The following is a 13,424-nucleotide window of genomic DNA, read 5'->3' as shown; positions in this document are numbered from 1 at the left end:
TTCCAGTTGTCAATAGCACGGTTGAGCGACTGTGTGCCGGCGCGCGCGGTGGTACGCTTTCATGGCGTCATTCTGTGCAAGCACCCGGTCTGTTCAGTTCGGTGATATAGGCAGTTCAGGCCAGTGCATAAGCCGCAAGTCAGATAACTGAAAGGATTCGAACATGAATAAGTCCATCACTGCTCTGGCCATATCCGTAACCCTCGTTTTCACCGCCTCTGTCGCGAATGCCTCCGTGCATCCGACGACCTTCAATGCTCCGCGGCCTGCCAATCAGCTAACAGCTTCGACTGACACGCCATTCAGTACTCCTCAAACAGTCGGGAAAATCCAGATGGCCAGCTTGGCCCGAAGTTGCTCCGACGAGCGATATTCATGGTGGGAGTACAGTGGTTGGGAAATCGTCGGTTGTCTCGTAAGCGGCCAGTGGTAACCCCTCACAAAGCCTGGTGCGTGACTCGCAGGGTGAAGTGCGCACCAGCGTCTGCAATGCTACCTGTTGTGAAGCAGCGCTTTCAGATATGCAGCCAGGCCAGCGAACCCAGCATGACCCCCAAACCCGCCGCGCCGAACGAGACGCGCCTGAGCCATTCCTTACGCGTCAGCAGGGTGATGGCCGCCAGTGAGATGGCGATTTGAATCGCGGTCATGGCCTGGGCCCAGCGGTGATGCTGATGCAGGACCTGCTCTGACTTCTCGTCCCACGCTCGCGCCTGCTGCTCAAGTGCTTCCGCCTTTTTTCGGGCTTCCTCTTTCTGCTCCGCATAGCGCCGCGCCTCGGCAACGTAATGAGCGGAATCCAGCCCCGGAAGATGGCTGGCCAGTTCCGACAGGTTCTGCCGGCTGGACTTGGCCTGGTAGTAGTTCCACTCGTTGGCGGCTTCGGTCTTCTGGATGGCGGCGTTGTTTTTGTCCATGGCCGCCTCACTCTCCGTCGAACCGGCCTGATAACTCATCAGGGCGCCGACTGTCGCCATGATCGCCGTCATGACCGCGATCTTGCTGGCAAAGTTATCTCCTTTTGCGTGGGCATGATGGGTGGTGTGTTCAACGTGTTGCTCGTGAGGACTGGGGACTTCGAACTCTTCAGGCATGACGGTCGGACTTGGATTGATGGAGGAATTTGCGCGGATTATGCAGGGTGGCCGGTTTTTTAGACACAGGGGGCTGGCGGTGTCTGGATGAAAGCTGACGAGCTGATTTACGTATTTCCTTCGGACTGCGAAACAGTCTCTTTTGTCAGAAATTAAACACGAAAAACTTGGCCTGTTTATGAGATGCCTCTCGTCACATCCCGATGCCCACAACGCCTTGCGCCACGCCCTACACCTAAGACAGAATCCGCCGGCTTGTGCGTCTGGGGCTCCCTCCGTAACTTGATTCCCGTCACTGCTCATCAGTGATCGGGTCTGCAAGCCCGCCGGAAAAACCAGTCGCACAGCCCTGCCAAAAGGACGCTCGTTTGTGTCCGCTCAATGGCGGCTTTGTGCGGGAGACCCTCGGGTCTGCCGGGTGCCTGGTTTCCCGGTCTTGCAGACCCGCACTTGGCTGCCACCCATCATCTGCAAGTGATGCTGGTAGCTCCTAATCAAAATCAGGAGTTTCACCATGATCAAACCAACACCGAATCCACCAGAAACCGATCCGGTCTCACCCTACAAATTCCCCGATTCCCGAACCTTGAACGAAGCAGCCGAACGCGCCCTCGATCATTACCTGACCCCGCAACAACGCATCATGGGCAGCCACACCACGCACGATCCCATGTTCCTGGCCAACCCCGCCTACAACAGCGAATCCCTCGGTTCCGCCAGCGAAATGCTCAGCAACTTCGCCGCCATCCTCGAACCCGCCCACCGCAAAACCGCACTGGGTATCGCACAAGTGGTCATGGTCGCAGGGCTGGCCGTGAATCAGGCGCTGGATAAGGTTGAGCTGAAAGCGTAGAGGCCGTCCTTAAGTAAAAGGGAGCAGATCCATAACCTGAATCTGCTCCCTTTTTTGTTCGACGAGCTCAGCCGTTGGCGTCTGCTCGCTTTTGCGCCGTCACGATGCAAGCCTTGTAGAAATTGGAATGGAAATCGCTGATCGCTTTCTGCTGCAAGCTCTCGCTTGAGTACTGAGGAATCGCGTACGCCTCGCGAATCAGCGTCTTGAACAACTCACCGACATACTCGCTCTGCTTGCCTGCCGCTTCGGCCAGTTCCCACACCGAATCCATGGGTGCGCCTTGCTGCCTGCTTTTCATGACCTGTTTGGCCGAGTTGTCTATTCGCTGGCACTCTTCGAGCTCTTCCTGCGGCACAGGAGAGGCGAGAGCGAAAAGGCTGATGGTGAAGGTTATCGCGGCTGCTGCAAGAGATTGTTTGTGCACGAGGTGTCGTCCGTGATTTTGAGGGTGAACCTTATCATTCGGGGCGTGGCGCCACCATTGCAGGAAGCCAAGCGCTGGCACAGGGCCACGCCTTGCGTCACCTCGTTTCGACTGTCACCCTCCGGTCCGTTCTCAAAGGATCAGAACAAGGAATCAAGGATTGAGTGGCTACATTCCCAACCCGCCTAAAAACTATCGCAACACAGGCACCAAACCCGTCGATATTCATGCCCAGCGTTGGGCCGAGTATGAGAAACACGGGAAAGAGCCTGCGCGTGAGCCTGAAAAAATCGGCATTGCCCTGCGGATCGGAGTGTTCTTCGATGGTACGGGTAACAATGCCAACAACGCTGCGGCCGGACTTCTGTGCGGCGCTCATCATCCGATTGCGGCTAAAGATATCGATGCAAGCTGCAAGCCGTATATGAGCGATCCGGATAGTAGTTATGGCAATGATGTAAGCAACATCAAAAAACTCAGTGAGCTGTACGACGCAGTTCCGGTAGTACAAGCGGGACGAGCCTCTCGCGTTGTCTACGTCGAAGGTATCGGTACGCGATCCGGAGAAAAAGACAGCACAATCGGTGCAGGTACGGGCCGAGGGGAGACAGGAGTTGCCGGGCGAGTCGAGTCCTCGTTTCCTATGATTCAACAAGCAATCAATCGAGTCCTGGAAGATAACCCAGACAGTGAAATCACCTCACTGACGTTTGATACGTTCGGTTTCAGCCGTGGTGCGGCTGCCGCACGTCATTTTGCTAACGAAATTGTTCGTGGCAGTCGCGGTCCTCTCGGTCATGTGTTGCGAAATCTGCCCAGAGCCTTCAGCTCCAAATTCAATGACCAATACAAAAGCGATATCAATATGGGGTTTATCGGCTTATTCGATACAGTACCCTCGATAGCCGGTTGGTCAAATCTGGGAGATATCAAAAGCCCAATTGCGACGGGTATCAAACTTTACCTTGATCGTCGCTTTTTCACTGATGTCGTTCAGTTGGTTGCTCGTGATGAACGCAGAGCCAACTTCGCACTCAGTCGCGTCAAGCCGGATCATCTGGAGATTACTCTGCCTGGAGTGCATTCCGACATCGGTGGGGGGTATCTGGAGGACGCGCAGGAATGTGTTCTTGTAAGCCCGATGCAAACACTCATCGTGCCCCTGAACACCGACGTCGTGACTACCTCGATCTATAGGGATGCGGTTAACGTTAGAAACCAGTGGTTATCCAAGGGATGGCCTGCAGACATGCTTGAGGTTGTGACTCCTGAAGCTCTTATCGTGCCGAACAGTCCGCAGGATCGGCTGAGTCCGAGCGCTAAACGTGTTTACGCAGCTGTACAGCTGAGGCGTCCGGTGAGTGGCACGCTATCCAGGGTTTACCTGAGAGTGATGCACCATCTGGCAAAAGAGAAAGGCGTTCGCTTCAACGATATTCCTGACACGCCCGACTTGACCATCCCGGCAGAACTTCAAACTTTGTGTGATCGGTTCGTTGCGGGTGACTACAGCACCACGCTTGAAGAGGAGCAACTGCTGAAACTCAAGTACATACACATGTCCGCAAACTGGAACCATCCACTCGGCCGCAGAGATGGCAGCGGAATAAATGCGGTATACATCAACGCCCCGACAGCCGACACCATCCGCGTGCTGCATCCCCACGTACCTGATTGGACGCTTTGGTAATGAGAGTTCTTGTAACCCTGCTTTGTGCTTTGTTCACGACTGGATGCCAGTCTGCGGATCCACTGTCTGCCAAAAACGACCCTAAGTCCGAGTCGTGGGAGCTCGCGTTTACTGAGCCTTACTACATGAAAGTGTGGGTGGAGGACAGCGCCGTCGAAGATATAAACGGCAAGCTGTTCAAGCGTACGGGGGGAGGCACGGCCGCTGGCGGGGAGCCTGAGGACGGTAAAGAGTCTGCACGAGGCTGGCACGCGGTGGGGGCAGCTGCAAAGCCAGTAATTGGTGCCGATCTCCCCAAACGCATTTACGTACGGTGGCAATCGATAGTCGAACCTCAGACCTATCGTGTCTGGTTGGAGGTGCCCGAGGAGGCCAGACGATTAATGCAGACGTCGGTCAATCAACGTTGCCCGGAAACTCCAAAGGAGCAAGCGAGTTACTCCGCTTCTATCTATTTGGGGCTGGCTCCCGGTGGGGTTGTACAAGTCTGGGTCAGAGACTCGTGTCACCATCCGGTGAAAGTGGCGAGGGCCAAAGCAGAAATCGAACCGCTAGGTCCGAGTCAGGGTAAGAACCAAGGACGTTACGCTTATCCGGTGAGTGAGAAGTCGCAACGCTACATCGAGAAATTTGGCATTCCATACGGAAGTTGGTAGCTGTCAGCAAATGAGGAAATTCATAAGTTTGCTATCTGTGTTGTTGATTGCTGGATGTCATTTGATTGATCTGTTGTCAGGCGAAAATGATCCCAAGTCCGAATGGTGGGAACTCGGCTTTACCGAACCTCGCTACATGAAGGTCTGGGTTGAAGACACCGCTGTGGAAGACATCAAAGGAAGAACGTTCCTGCACACGGGCTCTGGGGCTGCTTCGGGTGGGCAGCCAGAGGATGGCACAGAGTCCGCTAAAGGGTGGCACGGCGTAGGTAGTTCTGCGAAAGCAGTGGTAGGCGCGGATCTTCCCAAACGAATCTTCGTTCGCTGGCAATCTATCGTGGAGCCACAAACCTACCGTGTTTGGGTGGAAATACCTGAAGAAGCCAGGCAACTGATGCTGGCGTCGGTCAACCAGCGATGCGCGAAAACGCCGGAGCAAACTGCTACCTATATTTCTTCGGTTTATCTGGGGTTGGCGCCGGGCGGCGTAGTGCAAGTGTGGGTTAGAGACTCTTGTCATCACCCGGTCAAAGTGGCTAGGGCCCAAGCTGAGGTTGAGCCGTTGGGGCCAAGTCAAGGCAAGAATCAAGGGCGTTACGCCTATCCAGTTAATGAAAAAGCTAAACGCTATATTGAGGAATTTGGTATTCCGTATGGCAGTTGGTAATTCTTCGAGGTTTGGAATGAATGGGATGAGTAAAGAGGGTGGGAGGTTAAATAAGTGAAGTTGTCTCCAAACTTTGAATAATTTGTTTTGTGATAGGGTTTTTCTATGAATTCCGAATGCTGGGTGCTCTTTTGAAGATAGTGAAAACTACTCGCTTTGATGATGTCGATCCTGAAGTTGGATATGAATACCGTGGTTATAACTACGACGTACAGAATGAAAAGGATGTGTTTCTGATTAGGGTTTACGATGACGAGCCCGGACAGGCAATGGTAGTGCGCCCGACTTCAATGTCTAAAAACGAAAGCCTTGGAAAGCTTGTCGAGTTCTTACGATCCGAACTTGGAGTGGGCAGGGTCTTGCTTTACAAGGGGGATGTGGGGGGCTATGCCGAGATTGATCTTGATAGCTTGACATTCTATCCCGCCTGAACTCGGTCTCATGGTAGGAAGAAGGAAGATCTACTTCTCGAAAATAAATCTGTCCCGTTATCCATGGGCTCTTGCCTGTCGCAGTAGTTAGAAAAGCGGTGATGGAAATATCTGATAGTTACTTACGGCGCGCCCATGGACAACTTCAGTAACTGAGAGAATTGGGAAATGGTGATATTTATATCTTCCATGGTTTCGCAATCCCACTCTTCAATGGTTCCCAACTCGGCTTTCAATGCAGCGATTCGCCCCTTGATCTCCGCTCTTTCTGCAGAGCCACATTGAGCGGCAATTGCCTCCCATTTTTCCTGGGGGATCTTCTGTTGAATGCATAACCCTTCACGGGCCTGCATGATTAGTGCCGATAATATACTCATGGAATTGCTTCGCTGAAAATGTAATTCATGTTGCGCATATAACTATCACGCAGGCTGCTGTACATTCATAAAGTGAGGATGTTAATGGCAGCAGTCCCCAACCGCTCCCCATTAACCACCACATGCACAGCATGTTCCCCCGCATAATGCTTTCTCGTAGTGAAATCCTTGATCACCTGCCGCCGCGCAACAACCTCACTCCCAAACCCCGCCAACTCCAACGTCTTCAACTTGAAAACCTTGGCCGAAGTCCCGCCATTCGCCTTCACATAGTCAATCGCATAATCAATCACCAACCGCTGTTCCACCGGCGCCAACGACCGCACGGTGAATGACAAAGTGATCGTGTCCCCAAGCCGCACAACCGCCGGTTCGACCTTCACATCCAGCAACTCAACCTCAGCCTTGGCCCCGGCACCAATAACCGTGAGCGCCCGCAAATCCCCCTGTTTGATCAAACTCCGCAGCGCATGTTTGGCAATCCACGCGGTGTGCTTGTTCTCCAGTGCCCACCCCTCAATCGTATCCAGCACCCACTCCGGGTGCTCCTTGGTCACGTCATTCAAATGGTTCGCTACGGACTTGCGCACGTACAAACTTTCATCCGTCTTCAACCGGTGAAGAATCCCGGCGGCCAATTGCGGGTTTGCCTGCACTGGTTCCAGACGAAACGACCATGGCAGGCGAGGGCGGCTGCCTTCGCTGGCGAGGCGGCGGACGTGGTGGTTTTCGTCTCGGGTCCAGTCGTGCATCCGTTCCAGCGAGCGTTCCAGGTCGCTGCGCAGGAAGTGGCGGATGGCGAACTCGGAGGAGCCGAACGTGGTGAAGTACTTCAGGGCTTCCATCGAGGTGTCGAACGCGTGCGCGCCGTAGCTCGCGACGTAGTGCGGCAGGCTCATGCTGACGAAGCCGCTGTTCAGGCGAGGAGCGAGTTCACGCAGTACGGCGAGGGAATCGGTGTAGTCCAGTGGCAGCACGGCGTGCAGGCTTTCGCTGACGCGGGCCATGCGTTGCATCACCGAGAGATCGGCGAGGCCGTGGTTGGCGTGCTTGAGAAAGGCCTTGGCCTTGAACGCCGGGTACACGGCGCTCATTTCGCTGGCGATGTGTTGCAGGCGTTCGGCGTTGAAGATTTCTTTCAGGGCCGGGGCGGTGGTTTCGGTTGTGCTCATGATCAGTTCATCGGGGTGCTGATGAACGCCTGGAGGCCTTCGGCGTAGGCGGTGTATTGAGCGATGCGCGGGAAGCGTTCGGCGTCAATCTGGTCGGGGACGACGAGGCCGGTGAAGCTCCAGGCGACGGCGAGGGTGATGCCGTCCTGCTGGAGGATGCCGTCGGTGGGCAATGGATGTTTTTGCAGTTCGTGTTCGAGGGCGGTGAAGGCGGCGGCGAGTTGGCCTTCGACGCGCTCGACCCACGGCTGATATTGAATGTCGGCCGGGCGCAGGTTGCGTTCGTAGTAGAGCTGCACGGCTTTTTCGCAGGCGGCGAGGCCGAGGCCGATCAGGCGCAGGGCTTGTACCCGTTGCGACAGGTCGGTGGGCAGCAGGGTTTTGCCGGACAGGGCTTCGAGGTAGTCGAGGATCAGCGTCGAGTCGATCAGCACTTCGCCGTCGTCAAGGACCAGCGTCGGCGCCTTGACCACCGGGTTGATCTGCTGGAAACGCTCGAAATGGCGAAACACCGACACCGGATCGTGTTTCAGTTCGATCCCCAGGCACCTGGCGGAGATCGCCACGCGGCGCACATAAGGGGAGTCCAGCATGCCGATCAGTTTCATGACGCGTTCCTTCAAGTCAAACCGGGGGAGGGCATAACGTAGCCGAGGTTGGGGAGATTGTCAGTCCTGAAAGCGGGTTGATTCTGCCGTCGGCGATTGTAAGGAAATGCGACAAAGCGCCGCTCATCCGCCGTTTGTCTTCTATATACAGCCGCTCGACTGAATTTCTTGCTATAAACGCACTCCGATGAGCGCCGTGGGGCCTGTGTCAGAGCACTTTCCGGGCTTTGTCGGACAAATTCCCTGTATTTACAGTTGCTGAGGCCTCAAACGGGCCTTAGACTGCCGCCCCTTCGTAAATTGAGTGCCGGGTGGCGTTTGCAATAAACGATGCCTTTCCGATGACCGCAGGCGGTTCGCCGGAACGCTCCCTAATTCGCCTTAATGCACGTTTTTTTATAGAGATATCAATGACAAAGGACAAGTTGCTGGCCATGCCGGCAGATGACTACATGAATGCCGAGCAACACGCTTTCTTCAGCGAGCTGTTGCAGAACATGAAAGTCGAAACCCACGAGCGCATTGAGCAAAACCGTATTGCCATCGAGAGCCTGGACACCCCGGCTGACCCGGCGGACGCCGCCTCGGTGGAAGAAGAGCGCACCTGGCTGGTAAACGCGATCGATCGCGACCAGCGCATGCTGCCTCAACTGGAACAAGCCCTTGAGCGTATCAAGGAAGACAGCTTTGGCTGGTGCGACGACAGCGGCGAGCCTATCGGCTTGAAACGCCTGCTGATCAGCCCGACCACCAAGTACTGCATCGAAGCTCAAGAGCGTCACGAGCAGATCGACAAGCACCAGCGTCAGGCCTGATTCCTGAGGCGACCCCTTGAATGCGGGTCGTCGCGAAAAGATCGCAGCCTTCCGCAGCTTTTGTTTAAAGCTGCGGAAGGCTGCGATCTTTGCTTTTTCTCGTCTGCCGGAAACTCCCGCACCGTTCCATTGACCTGCCACAGATCCACGACTAACGGACCATGGATAATGGCCTTGTAGTGGCGTTTAATGCAGTCACAACAATGAGAACAAGCGTGGGGTAACAAAATGACGAGAGATGGATCTCTGGTTGCGGCTCTGCCTGCACCAGTTGTTTTGCCGAAGAATCGCTGGCTGTCGCCGACCCTGCAAAGCATCGCCCTGATGCTGTTGCTGGCCGGGATGACCTTCGGCGAATGGCCGTTATACGTGGGCATGCCGCTGGCGGTGCTGATTGTCTGGCTGCCGCGCCTGCGCTCCCGTGCTGTCCCCGAAGCGCAGCCGGTCGATAGCAGCAACGCAATGTCCGAGCTGACTCGCGATCTTTCCTACACCACCAGTCATAACGCGCTGTCAGCCGCCGGCGTGGCGTTTTCCGTCAAGGAACTGGCCGGCAAGCTGCAATCGCAACTCGATGCTGCCGCACAGATCGTCAATAACGCCGAAGTGATGATCGCCACCGAGCAAGCCACATCTCAACTCAGCCGCGAAGCGCTGGGCGCCGCGAGCGAAGCCCATCACAGCAGTGCAGCGGGGCGCACCGAGCTGGTGGATTCGATTTCGCGCATGCATCAGCTCAGCCAGCGCGCCAATGCCAGTCGTGAACTGATCGAAGCGTTGAGCGAGCGCAGCGATGACATTCAGCGCGTGACTCTGGTGATTCAGTCGATTGCCAGCCAGACCAATCTTCTGGCACTGAACGCTGCCATCGAAGCGGCCCGGGCCGGAGAGCATGGTCGCGGTTTTGCGGTGGTGGCAGATGAGGTGCGCGGTCTGGCGGCTCGGACGGCAACGGCCACCGGTGAAGTGGGCGAAATGGTCGCCGACATTCAGCAGCGTACGGCGCAGGTGGTGGAGCAGATCCGCCAGCTCTCCGACGATTTGCACACCGGTGTCGAGCAGGTCGAACACACCGGTCAGCACCTGGAAAACATCGCGCGACTGGCGGCCGGAGTTGAAAACCAGGTCGGCGAAATCGCCCGGGGCGCCGAAACCAATCGCGAACAGCTCGACAGTCTGTTCACCGCCATCGAGCAAATGCGCAGCGATCTGGCGATCAGCGACCAACAGACCCGGCGCCTGGCCGAAGCAGCGGTGCAGATGGAAGGGCAGGCGGAAACCATCAGCGAGCGTCTGGCCGAAGTCGGGCTGGATGACTATCACCAGCGGATCTACGACCTGGCTCGCGAAGGTGCGAGTCAGATTGCTGCGCGTTTCGAGGCCGATGTCGAGCAAGGGCGGATCAGTCTCGAGGACTTGTTCGATCGCCAGTATCAGCCGATCCCGAACACTCAGCCTGCCAAGTTCCAGACCCGTTTCGACCGCTATACCGATCAGGTGCTGCCGGCAATTCAGGAGCCCTTGCTGCCGCGTCACGAGGGGCTGGTGTTCGCCATCGCCTGTACGCAGCAGGGTTATGTGCCGACCCACAATCAGGTATTCAGCCAGCCGCTGACCGGCGATGTGCAGGCCGATACCGTGCACAACCGCACCAAGCGCAAGTTTGCCGATCGCACCGGCATTCGCTGTGGCAGTCATCAGCAACCGGTGCTGTTGCAGACTTACACCCGCGATACCGGCGAGCTGATGCACGACCTGTCGGTGCCGATCATGGTCAAGGGGCGGCACTGGGGCGGGCTGCGCCTGGGGTACAAACCCGAGAACCCGCGCTGAAGTATTGTTGCCGGAATTGCAATGAAGCTGTGCACGCGCGTTGCTGTATCCGCTTGATCCAAATCATTAATATGCCTACATAGTTAGGTAGCTAATGAAAAAATCGGAGGTCAGCATGCAATGCAGAGTCGATGTCGCGGTGATGATCGGCAGCGGTGTTCCGGCCGGGCTGCGTGCGATGGGGCAAAGCGTCTGCTGGGTGGTGTTGCTCAATGGCGAGCGGCGGGGCACGGCGTTCGCCAGTCGTGACGAGGCTGAAGAGTGCAGGGCTGCGTGGCTCGCGCAGTTGAAAGACGAGCCCGGTAGCAGCCTGCACTGATTGTGTTTAATGATCGTGGGCCACCCGTGATTCCAGCGAGCGGGCGAGGGCACAGGCGGCGTTGTGATCCTCACGGAAACCTCTTACGCGGCCGGTCGACTTTTCCCTGATATGGAAGAAGGCGATACCGGCCGGAATCACTTGAAACCGCGGTTCCCGATCACATGATACTGATGCGGCGTCAGTGCCAAGGCTTGGGGCATTCAAGACAAAGGGTTGTTCGTAAGCGGCGGCAAAATGCGTCAAAGTGCACATATGAAGTCCTTTTCATGGATTGACCCGCATTTACAGACGGTTGCGGGTAGTCGCAAGCAGCGTCGCTGCTCTAGAATCGCCAACACCTGTTGACGGCATGGCGTTATCTAAAGCAATTTTTTGCGTGCGATATGTCGGAAAAGTGCTTTTCTTGGTGAGTATTTTCCCTAAAGTTTGTAGTCAGTTTTCTCTGGCCGACCGTGAAGCTTTTTCCTTCAACATTTGGAGAACGTCTTTGCAGGTTTCGCGAGCGCCATTCCAGTAGTCTTGTGAACCTCGCGCTGGACAAGCACTTTGCCCGTTCAGGCTTTTATTCGAGTCATTGCGCAATACCATCGGCCTGGCCGTTTTTAACGTCGTGCGCGTTTTTCGCGTGTGGCACTCTTTCAAGTGTGGGGATGTTTCTTTGGCAGTCAGTAACCTCGATATGCATGCTTTGTTCGTGCTGGGTGATTTGCGGGCAAAGCTGGTCAAGCAGTTTCAGTCGCGTTTTGTTTACATCACCGAGCAAAACGCCGAAGGCATTTACGTTGCCGAAATCGACACCGAAAGCGCATTGGTGGTCGATGACAAGCCCGGCCTCAAGCTCAAGGTCGGCGATCACTTCAGCGCTTCGGTACTGCCCAGCCGTGAAGGCGGCAAGATGGACATCCGTTTTCGCGAGATCAAGATGACCGTGTACGGACTGGGCGACTATGCCTTCGTCAGCACGGCCGACGGCCATGCCATCGTGTTCAAGGAAGGCCATAGCGCAGTCACTGTGTTCGCCGCCAATGAGCAATTGCAGGAAGGCCTGACCAAGACCCTGAAAGCCGTCACTGCCAAAGCCGCCAAGTGGCGCAAGGGCGAACTGGTGACCTTCAAGGCCAGCGAGTGACGGCTGTGAGTCGCGCCGATTTCCATTTGCAGAACCTCGACAGCGCCCGCGATGAAGCCCGGCGCCTGTTCGATGTGAAAGCCGAGTTGAAGGGCGCCTGGCTCGGTTGGGTCGCCTCGCAGATCTACGCTTTGCAGCCTGCGGAATACGCCAGCATGGTCAGACGCGAGCTTCAACGCTTGCAGGAAATGTCTGAAAAGTAGCCTCGTCCGTGGCATGCCCCTGAAAAAGCAGGAACCTCGTCTACAGTCAGTTGACTGAGTATTCAGAGGCTTGTGGTCTTCTGTCAGGCCATCCTGCTATTGCTGTGAACAGCACGAGGTGCAAAGCATGAACGGATTTCGACGGTTGCTGGCCGCTGGGCTGGCCACAATGGGCTTGATGGCTGCGGTGCCGGCGGTCAATGCGGCACAGACCCCGATCCACTTCGCCGACCTGAACTGGGAAAGCGGTAGCCTGATCACCGATGTCCTGCGGATCATCGTCGAGAAAGGCTATGGTCTGCCAACGGATACGCTGCCGGGCACCACCATCACCCTGGAAACCGCGCTGGCCAACAATGACATCCAGGTGATCGGTGAGGAATGGGCCGGGCGCAGTCCGGTGTGGGTCAAGGCCGAGGCCGAAGGCAAGGTCGCCAGCCTGGGCGATACGGTCAAGGGTGCCACCGAAGGCTGGTGGGTGCCGGAGTACGTGATCAAGGGCGATGCCGCCAAAGGCATCAAGCCGCTGGCGCCGGACCTGCGCAGTGTCAGTGACCTGAAGAAGTACAAGGACGTGTTCAAGGACCCGGAAGCCCCGAGCAAGGGGCGGTTCCTCAACAGCCCGATCGGCTGGACCTCGGAAGTGGTGAACAAGCAGAAGCTCACGGCTTATGGGCTGCAGGACGACTTCACCAATTTCCGCAGCGGTTCCGGTGCGGCGCTGGATGCCGAAATCAGTTCGTCGATCCGCCGGGGCAAACCGGTGCTGTTCTATTACTGGTCGCCGACGCCGTTGCTCGGCAAGTTCAAACTGGTGCAGCTGGAAGAGCCGCCGTTCGACGCCGAGGCCTGGAAGACCCTGACGGACGCCGACAATCCCAACCCGAAACCGACCCGTTCACTGGCCTCGAAACTGTCGATCGGGGTGTCCGCGCCATTCCAGAAGCAATACCCACAAATCGCGGCGTTCTTCAGCAAAGTCGATTTTCCGATCGAGGATCTGAACAAGGCGCTGGCTGAGATGAGCGAGAAACATACTCCGCCACGGGAAGCGGCGGAGGCGTTCATGAAGGCTCATCCAGATGTATGGCAGGCGTGGCTGCCGAAGGATGTGGCGGACAAGGTTCAGGCAGGTTTATAGCAGCGT

General features: G+C 56.3%; 17 protein-coding genes. 11 read left to right on the top strand and 6 right to left on the bottom strand.

All coding sequences use genetic code 11. From position 1 onward, the window contains the following. Nucleotides 1-515: 515 nt before the first annotated feature. The gene (locus CAG02_RS24185) at nt 516-1,094 is read right to left on the bottom strand and encodes a DUF4337 domain-containing protein (protein ID WP_085711434.1); all 579 of its coding nucleotides are present in this window, start codon (nt 1,092-1,094) and stop codon (nt 516-518) included. Between the two features lie 514 nt (nt 1,095-1,608). On the opposite strand from CAG02_RS24185, the gene CAG02_RS24180 reads away from it, so the two are divergent. Beyond that, a complete protein-coding gene (locus CAG02_RS24180; RefSeq protein ID WP_085711433.1) occupies nt 1,609-1,947 on the top strand; it encodes a DUF6124 family protein in 339 nt (112 codons plus the stop codon). A 67-nt stretch (nt 1,948-2,014) separates the two neighbouring features. Here CAG02_RS24180 and CAG02_RS24175 read toward each other — a convergent pair whose 3' ends face one another. Beyond that, a complete protein-coding gene (locus CAG02_RS24175) occupies nt 2,015-2,374 on the bottom strand; it encodes a hypothetical protein (protein ID WP_085711432.1) in 360 nt (119 codons plus the stop codon). A 160-nt stretch (nt 2,375-2,534) separates the two neighbouring features. Between CAG02_RS24175 and CAG02_RS24170 the strand changes: the two genes are divergently transcribed. The 4 genes from CAG02_RS24170 (at nt 2,535) to CAG02_RS24155 (ending at nt 5,818) form a co-directional block, all read left to right on the top strand. After that, entirely contained in the window at nt 2,535-4,064 is a 1,530-nt protein-coding gene (locus tag CAG02_RS24170) for a DUF2235 domain-containing protein (protein ID WP_085711431.1), read from the top strand. Further along, a complete protein-coding gene (locus CAG02_RS24165) occupies nt 4,064-4,720 on the top strand; it encodes a DUF2931 family protein (RefSeq protein WP_085711430.1) in 657 nt (218 codons plus the stop codon). The genes CAG02_RS24170 and CAG02_RS24165 overlap by 1 nt, the downstream gene beginning before the upstream one ends. Before the next feature lie 10 nt (nt 4,721-4,730). Further along, on the top strand, nt 4,731-5,387 hold the full coding sequence (locus CAG02_RS24160) for a DUF2931 family protein (protein WP_085711429.1): 657 nt from the start codon (nt 4,731-4,733) through the stop codon (nt 5,385-5,387). A 116-nt stretch (nt 5,388-5,503) separates the two neighbouring features. Beyond that, nucleotides 5,504-5,818, top strand: coding sequence for a hypothetical protein (locus CAG02_RS24155; protein WP_256576915.1), 315 nt, complete (start codon nt 5,504-5,506; stop codon nt 5,816-5,818). Between the two features lie 122 nt (nt 5,819-5,940). Here CAG02_RS24155 and CAG02_RS24150 read toward each other — a convergent pair whose 3' ends face one another. From CAG02_RS24150 to CAG02_RS24140, 3 genes are all read right to left on the bottom strand, one after another. Next, nucleotides 5,941-6,171 (bottom strand): hypothetical protein, encoded by a 231-nt coding sequence (locus CAG02_RS24150; protein ID WP_371856514.1) that lies wholly within the window; start codon nt 6,169-6,171, stop codon nt 5,941-5,943. Nucleotides 6,172-6,260: 89 nt separating this feature from the next. Next, nucleotides 6,261-7,367, bottom strand: a complete 1,107-nt coding sequence (locus tag CAG02_RS24145; protein WP_085711427.1) for a DNA alkylation repair protein — start codon at nt 7,365-7,367, stop codon at nt 6,261-6,263. A 2-nt stretch (nt 7,368-7,369) separates the two neighbouring features. Beyond that, nucleotides 7,370-7,975: a glutathione S-transferase gene (locus CAG02_RS24140; protein ID WP_085711426.1), complete on the bottom strand. Its 606-nt coding sequence runs from the start codon at nt 7,973-7,975 to the stop codon at nt 7,370-7,372. 410 nt (nt 7,976-8,385) lie between these two features. Here CAG02_RS24140 and CAG02_RS24135 point away from each other — a divergent pair, with 410 nt between their 5' ends. The 3 genes from CAG02_RS24135 (at nt 8,386) to CAG02_RS24125 (ending at nt 10,942) form a co-directional block, all read left to right on the top strand. Continuing rightward, nucleotides 8,386-8,790 (top strand): TraR/DksA C4-type zinc finger protein, encoded by a 405-nt coding sequence (locus tag CAG02_RS24135; RefSeq protein WP_007935965.1) that lies wholly within the window; start codon nt 8,386-8,388, stop codon nt 8,788-8,790. A 228-nt stretch (nt 8,791-9,018) separates the two neighbouring features. After that, nucleotides 9,019-10,623 carry a methyl-accepting chemotaxis protein gene (locus CAG02_RS24130; protein WP_085711425.1) on the top strand — a complete coding sequence of 535 codons (1,605 nt, stop codon included), beginning with the start codon at nt 9,019-9,021 and terminating at the stop codon, nt 10,621-10,623. Nucleotides 10,624-10,738: 115 nt separating this feature from the next. Beyond that, nucleotides 10,739-10,942, top strand: coding sequence for a hypothetical protein (locus CAG02_RS24125; RefSeq protein ID WP_085711424.1), 204 nt, complete (start codon nt 10,739-10,741; stop codon nt 10,940-10,942). 6 nt (nt 10,943-10,948) lie between these two features. Here CAG02_RS24125 and CAG02_RS30100 read toward each other — a convergent pair whose 3' ends face one another. Then, nucleotides 10,949-11,197 (bottom strand): hypothetical protein, encoded by a 249-nt coding sequence (locus CAG02_RS30100; protein ID WP_085711423.1) that lies wholly within the window; start codon nt 11,195-11,197, stop codon nt 10,949-10,951. Nucleotides 11,198-11,603: 406 nt separating this feature from the next. Here CAG02_RS30100 and CAG02_RS24115 point away from each other — a divergent pair, with 406 nt between their 5' ends. The 3 genes from CAG02_RS24115 to CAG02_RS24105 all read left to right on the top strand — a co-directional run bounded on the left by CAG02_RS24115 (nt 11,604) and on the right by CAG02_RS24105 (nt 13,418). Further along, nucleotides 11,604-12,074 carry a hypothetical protein gene (locus CAG02_RS24115; protein WP_085711422.1) on the top strand — a complete coding sequence of 157 codons (471 nt, stop codon included), beginning with the start codon at nt 11,604-11,606 and terminating at the stop codon, nt 12,072-12,074. Nucleotides 12,075-12,079: 5 nt separating this feature from the next. Beyond that, nucleotides 12,080-12,277 (top strand): hypothetical protein, encoded by a 198-nt coding sequence (locus CAG02_RS24110; protein ID WP_085711421.1) that lies wholly within the window; start codon nt 12,080-12,082, stop codon nt 12,275-12,277. Between the two features lie 127 nt (nt 12,278-12,404). Continuing rightward, complete coding sequence (locus CAG02_RS24105; protein ID WP_085711420.1) at nt 12,405-13,418, top strand: ABC transporter substrate-binding protein; 1,014 nt, start codon at nt 12,405-12,407, stop codon at nt 13,416-13,418. Nucleotides 13,419-13,424 lie beyond the last annotated feature (6 nt).

This window comes from Pseudomonas sp. R43(2017), from assembly GCF_002112345.1.
In the GTDB taxonomy this organism is placed as follows: Bacteria; Pseudomonadota; Gammaproteobacteria; order Pseudomonadales; family Pseudomonadaceae; genus Aquipseudomonas; species Aquipseudomonas kribbensis.
Note: the sequence above shows the minus strand (reverse complement) of the source record. Positions and strands in the feature narration are given on the sequence as shown.

Coding starts and splice junctions, on each gene's coding strand:
- CAG02_RS24160 (WP_085711429.1), top strand. CDS start 4,731: ATGAGGAAATTCATAAGTTTGCTATCTGTGTTGTTGATTGCTGGATGT.
- CAG02_RS24130 (WP_085711425.1), top strand. CDS start 9,019: ATGACGAGAGATGGATCTCTGGTTGCGGCTCTGCCTGCACCAGTTGTT.
- CAG02_RS24165 (WP_085711430.1), top strand. CDS start 4,064: ATGAGAGTTCTTGTAACCCTGCTTTGTGCTTTGTTCACGACTGGATGC.
- CAG02_RS30100 (WP_085711423.1), bottom strand. CDS start 11,197: ATGTGCACTTTGACGCATTTTGCCGCCGCTTACGAACAACCCTTTGTC.
- CAG02_RS24145 (WP_085711427.1), bottom strand. CDS start 7,367: ATGAGCACAACCGAAACCACCGCCCCGGCCCTGAAAGAAATCTTCAAC.
- CAG02_RS24125 (WP_085711424.1), top strand. CDS start 10,739: ATGCAATGCAGAGTCGATGTCGCGGTGATGATCGGCAGCGGTGTTCCG.
- CAG02_RS24155 (WP_256576915.1), top strand. CDS start 5,504: ATGCTGGGTGCTCTTTTGAAGATAGTGAAAACTACTCGCTTTGATGAT.
- CAG02_RS24185 (WP_085711434.1), bottom strand. CDS start 1,094: ATGCCTGAAGAGTTCGAAGTCCCCAGTCCTCACGAGCAACACGTTGAA.
- CAG02_RS24105 (WP_085711420.1), top strand. CDS start 12,405: ATGAACGGATTTCGACGGTTGCTGGCCGCTGGGCTGGCCACAATGGGC.
- CAG02_RS24180 (WP_085711433.1), top strand. CDS start 1,609: ATGATCAAACCAACACCGAATCCACCAGAAACCGATCCGGTCTCACCC.
- CAG02_RS24135 (WP_007935965.1), top strand. CDS start 8,386: ATGACAAAGGACAAGTTGCTGGCCATGCCGGCAGATGACTACATGAAT.
- CAG02_RS24140 (WP_085711426.1), bottom strand. CDS start 7,975: ATGAAACTGATCGGCATGCTGGACTCCCCTTATGTGCGCCGCGTGGCG.
- CAG02_RS24150 (WP_371856514.1), bottom strand. CDS start 6,171: ATGCAGGCCCGTGAAGGGTTATGCATTCAACAGAAGATCCCCCAGGAA.